Raw genomic sequence first — 4747 nt, 5'->3', positions numbered from 1 at the left:
GCACACTGGCGGCCCCTCGGGGGAGCGAGGAGCCGCCGGGGCCGGCCGTACCGGGCGGGCCGCTACGGGGTGACGATCGGGAACTGCGGGTCGGGGAGGGTCAGCGTGCCGAAGACCTGGTCCGCCGCCTCCTGGGCGTGGTCGCCCTCCAGGAGGACCACCTTGTCCGCGACCGCCGTGTCGAAGTTGTGCTTGAACCCGGGGCGCTCGGCCAGCTCGTCGAGCGCCTTGCGGGTCAGCCTGATGACGGCGTCCGGCACGTCGACGAGGCGGTCGCCGCCGTCGACGAAGACCAGCACGCCGTTGCGGAGCGTCGTGGTGCACCTGACGCCGGTCTCGGCGCCGGTCTCGTCGGTGAAGACCCAGTCCAGCACGATCGGGGCGCGGTACTGCTCGGCGGCCGTCGGCCCGTCCACGCTGCGGGCGAGGGCGGAGAAGTACTGCTCCAGGGTGGTGCTGCGGATCAGGTCGGCGGAGGACTGGCTGATGATCGCCGGCTGCGGACCGCCGACGACCTCCTGGGCGCCGACCAGATAGGCGTTGCGCCAGGTGCCGTTCTCGGCGCCGTAGCCGAGCTGGGTGAGGACCTTGGCCTGGAGTTCCTTGGCCTGCTGGAGCGCCGTGGCGGAGATCCCGCTGTCCGGGTCCGCCGCACCGAAGACGACGTGGTTCAGGAGCTCGGCCGCCCAGCGGAAGTCCTGCGCGGTGTCCTTGCCGTACGCCTCCGCCGCCTTGGCCACCACCGCCTCCGCGCCGCCCATCGCCTGCACGTAGGACGCGCCGGCCTGCACCGGCGGCAGCTCCCACAGGTGGGCCGGGTTGGCGTCGTACCAGCCCATGTACCGCTGGTAGACGGCTTTGAGGTTGTGGCTCACCGAGCCGTAGTAGCCCCGGTCGTACCAGTGGTCGTTCAGGCCGGGCGGGAGGGTCTTCAGCTCCTCGGCGATCTCGATGCCCGTCTGGCCGGCGTTGATCAGCCGCAGCGTCTGGTCGTTGAGGTAGCCGTACATGTCGCGCTGCTTGTTGAGGAACTCCAGGATGCGCACGTTGCTCAGCTTCTCGGTCGACTCGTCCACCTCGGCCCACATCGGCCAGTGGTGCGAGGCGAACAGGACGTCGGTCTCCTTGCCGAACGTCTGGATCGCCTCGGTGAGGTACTTCGACCACGCGTGCGCGTCCCGGACCTGCGCGCCGCGCAGGCTGAGGATGTTGTGCATGGTGTGGGTGGCGTTCTCGGCGATGCACAGCGCCCTGGCGTCGGGCAGGTAGATGTTCATCTCCGCCGGGGCCTCGGTGCCCGGGGTGAGCTGGAACAGCAGCTGCACGCCGGCCAGCTCGTACTCGTACAGCCCCGGCCGCCAGGGGATGACGTACGCCTGGTCGTTCCACTGCGTCTTCGGCACCGGCTGGTGCTCGGGCCCGCCGATGTAGACGGTCGGCGGGACGAGGGTCACCTCGCCGGTGGAGATGGTCAGGCCGAGGCCCGAACCGACCTGCCCCGTCGGCCCCTTGTCCAGCTGGGCCGCGTACATGTACTGCGCCCGCCGGGCCATCGCCGGGCCGGCGTAGATGTTCTCGCTGACGGCGTGTTCGAGGAAGCCCTCCGGCGCGACGACGGGGACGTCCGGCTCCAGTGCGTCGCCGAGCTCGGCGAACAGGCCCCGCGCGCCGCCGAAGTGGTCCACGTGGCAGTGGGTGTAGACGACGCCCTTGATCGGCCGCTGTTCCTTGGTGAGCTCGGTCTTGTCCCGGAACAGCTGGAGGGCGGCCTGCGCGGTCTCGTAGCAGGCGAGCGGGTCGATGACGATCAGGCCCTCGTCGGATTCGACGATCGTCATGTTGGACAGGTCGTAGCCGCGCACCTGGTAGATCCGGTACGCGCGACAGCTGGTGACCTGGAACAGCCCGGCGATGGCGGTGAGTTGGCCCTGCCGCCACAGGCTCCCGTTGACCGTCGACGGCCCGGAGCCCGGGTCGGAGTCGGTGAGGAAGTCGTAGGCGGTGAAGTCCCAGACGACCTTCTCCCGGTCCCTGCGGGAGTAGATGACGGGCACGTCCGGCGGGGCGATCAGGAACCTGCCGGCGTCGGCGAAGTCCCGACCGTCCTTCTCGTCGGCGGCCCCGACCGCCTCCGAGACCTTCCGGTTCGCCTCGGCGATACCGGGGGTGGGCTCGACGGGCTCGGTGTACTCGGGCGTTTCGGGCATGGCGAAGCCACCTCCACGTCGTTGTGTGAGCGCCGCACTGCGGCCATGTCACGCTATGCACACGCATGGTTACTCACAAGGGTGCTGATCAAGCCAACAGTCGGAGCAGAACGGCCGGATTCCGGTGCCTCGCACGCGTGCCGGCGGCCCCTTGCGGAGGAGCAAGGGGCCGCCGAAACGACTCGCCAGGCGTACGTGGTGGCCGGGACAGAGCGGGGGTTTCCACAGCCGCCCGCACAGGAAGTCGATGTGGCCGACTTCCTGTGCACTCAGAGAGACCAGCGGGTCGTGCTGCCGTCCGGCGCCGTGTAGCCCGCGAACTGGCCCTCCGGGCCGGCCTCGACGGTGAACCACTCGCGCCGGGGGCGGTTCCGGTCGAGCCAGACCTGGTGGGCGGCCTCGACCGTCCGCCAGAGGTCACGGGGGCCGCCGAGGGCGACGGTGCGGCCCTGCGCGTGGGCGGTCGAGCCGTCCGCGGTGTCGCGAAGCGCATGGCCGTCGCGGACGACGGTGGGAGCGAGGTGGAGGTCCGCCCAGAACACGAACCCCGGGTCGTCCAACACGTGGGCGCCGCTCTCCGTGGTCCGGCTGTCCGCGCTGGTCGGCTCGGGGACCTCCCAGCCGGGTTCCTTTCCATCGCGCAACGGCATGAAGGCGGCCGGACGGCAGGAAGCGCCCGACCGCGCGCCCGTCCGGCAGCTTGGTGAGCCTGGCCACCGCACCGCCCAGCGGAGCGACGACGAGGCCGCCGGGCACGCACTGGTCGAGCCACGTCTGGGGGAGGCTGCGCACGCCACAGGTGGCGATGATCCGGTCGTACGGTCCGTTGCCCGGGTATCCGTCGGCGCCATCGGCCTGGACCACGGCGGCCTCGAAGCCCACCTCGCTCAACCGGGTACGGGCGGTGGCCACCAGGTGCTCGGTGCGATCGATGGTCGTGACGTGCTGGGCCCCGGCAAGGTGGCAGAGCAGGGCGGCGTTGTAGCCCGTCCCGGTCCCGATCTCCAACACCCGGTCCCCGGGGCGGACATCCAACGCGTCGAGCATGTCGGCCATCAGACTCGGCAGCGTGGACGAGGAGGTCGCCACGCCGCGCACGCCTTCCGAACCGGCATCCTCCGCGTGTACGCCTTCGACCTCGGTGACCAGCACCTGGTCCGCGTACACCTCCCGCAGCCAACCGTCGCCCGCTCGCCAGGAACGATGAACGCCGCCCTCCTCCCGGTAGAACGCCGGCACGAACGCATGGCGCGGCACATTGAGGAACGCCTCGACCACCCGCGAGGACAGCACCCCGCTCACCCGCTCGATCTCCGAGGCCAACGCGACCCGAGCCCGCAGGAGTTGCTCGTCGTCATGGAGGTGATTCGTCATCCTCGGTCAGCCCCTTCCAGGTAGTCGCAGATGGCGGCCGTGATGGATCGAAAATATGCACCATCACGCGCTGTTGACCGGTGGCTCCTTGCGGGGAGCAAGGAGCCACCGGGAGGGAATGCCGGCGCGCCGGCAACTCGCGGCCGACAAGGTGGATCCAGCCGTAGGCACACGGAAGAGGCGGAACGCATGGGCCTTCCGGGTGGAACCCACCGTCTGGTAGGGATGGGCGGCGTGATCACGAACTCCTCGTTCTCGGCCGCCTTGAGGGCCGTCCCGTTCCACCGCCTGTCCGTGTGCGGGTACCGGGGGCCGCTGGTCCTGGCCGCGTTGCTGGCCGTCATCGGCGCGGCACCGGAGGGCTTCGTGCACGGGGCCGTGGTGGTGGGGACGGCGGTGGCCGGCATGCTCCTGGCGGTGCCGGCCGCGCTGTTCGCGCCGGTCGGAGCACCGGCCTTGGTGGTGCTCGCGCTCGGCCTGGCGGGGCTGGCCGCGTCACCCGCCGTACGAAGGCGCGTGCGCCGGCTCCACCGGCCGGGCAACAGCGTGCTGCTGGGCTGCTCGCTGGCGACGGGCGCCGTCGTGCTGGGCTTCAGCGTGCCCGGTGAGGACTACGGCATGCTCGGGCTCGGCCTGATCGTGCTCGTGCTCCTGCCATTCGCCTGGCTCGCCTGGCAGGCGGTGCTCGCCAGGGAGGAGTCGGCCGAGGAGACCGGAACGGGGCGGCGGCACGGCTCCTGGCGCTGGGTGGTGCCCCCGTTGCTGGTCGGCGCTGCGGCCCTGCTGATCAGCCACGGCATCCCCCGCGACACCCGGTTCTCGGTCTCCCGGCCCGCGCTCACCTCCTTCGCCGAGCAGGCCCTGGCCACGGGGGCGACGGACCGCACCCAGACCTGGATCGGCGGCTACCCGGTCCGGGACGCCGAACTGGTCGACGGCGGCGTGAGGTTCGCAGTCGCCGGGTCCGGTGTCTTCGCCGCCCACGGCTATGCCTACTTCCCGGCGGGCGGTCCGACGCAGCACCCCTCCCGCTACACGCAGGTCGGTGACGGCTGGTACAGCTGGTCGGGGCCCGACCACTTCTGAAACGCACCCGATCACGCCGCCCGACCGACCCGTAGGCGCCACCTCCGTGAACCGGCGGCCCCTTGCGGAGGAGCAAGGGC

3 protein-coding genes and 1 pseudogene are annotated in these 4747 nt (G+C 71.1%); 1 reads left to right on the top strand and 3 read right to left on the bottom strand.

Going from position 1 to position 4747, the window contains the following annotated elements; genetic code table 11:
* Window positions 1–62 precede the first annotated feature (62 nt).
* The 3 genes and pseudogenes from ACFU7Y_RS40465 to ACFU7Y_RS40455 form a co-directional block, all read right to left on the bottom strand.
* On the bottom strand, window positions 63–2207 hold the full coding sequence (locus tag ACFU7Y_RS40465; protein WP_380771374.1) for an alkyl/aryl-sulfatase: 2145 nt from the start codon (window positions 2205–2207) through the stop codon (window positions 63–65).
* Between the two features lie 269 nt (window positions 2208–2476).
* Window positions 2477–2857 (bottom strand): hypothetical protein, encoded by a 381-nt coding sequence (locus ACFU7Y_RS40460; RefSeq protein ID WP_380771376.1) that lies wholly within the window; start codon window positions 2855–2857, stop codon window positions 2477–2479.
* 130 nt (window positions 2858–2987) lie between these two features.
* A pseudogene (locus ACFU7Y_RS40455) lies at window positions 2988–3254 on the bottom strand (protein-L-isoaspartate O-methyltransferase); the annotation flags it as partial.
* Window positions 3255–3815: 561 nt separating this feature from the next.
* Between ACFU7Y_RS40455 and ACFU7Y_RS40450 the strand changes: the two are divergent.
* On the top strand, window positions 3816–4667 hold the full coding sequence (locus tag ACFU7Y_RS40450) for a hypothetical protein (RefSeq protein WP_380771372.1): 852 nt from the start codon (window positions 3816–3818) through the stop codon (window positions 4665–4667).
* Window positions 4668–4747: the final 80 nt, after the last annotated feature.

Origin of the sequence: Kitasatospora sp. NPDC057542 (genome assembly GCF_042801945.1) — a bacterium.
Taxonomy (GTDB): Bacteria; Actinomycetota; Actinomycetes; order Streptomycetales; family Streptomycetaceae; genus Kitasatospora.
This window is presented reverse-complemented; position numbering and strand designations above follow the sequence as displayed.